This is a genomic window from Paraburkholderia sp. BR13439 (genome assembly GCF_040948805.1).
Lineage (GTDB): Bacteria > Pseudomonadota > Gammaproteobacteria > Burkholderiales > Burkholderiaceae > Paraburkholderia > Paraburkholderia youngii.
Genome location: NZ_JBFPKN010000225.1, coordinates 1 through 253, shown reverse-complemented (window position 1 = coordinate 253; position 253 = coordinate 1). Strand labels below are relative to the sequence as shown.

The 253-nt window shown below is 62.5% G+C and carries 1 pseudogene; it reads left to right on the top strand.

The features are described 5' to 3' along the window. Nucleotides 1-253: pseudogene (locus AB3X96_RS42970) on the top strand (IS66 family transposase); the annotation flags it as partial.

Genomic DNA, 253 nt, shown 5'->3' with positions numbered 1-253 from the left:
AGGACGTTCTCACCCGATTGCCGACTCAAAAGGCCAGCGACATCGCAGCATTGCTGCCTCATCGCTGGCAACCGGCGGATCCCATCCGCTAGTTCAGTTCGTCAAGACGGGTTTGCTGGCCGCTTACATTGAAGCTGAGCTCGAGCAACTTCAGCCGCAAGCCGCAGCCGAGCCGCTACCCCAGCAACCGAAGCGTGCAGCGCTGCCGGCGCAATTGCCGCGCACAGAGATTCGCCACGAGCCGCAGAGCACC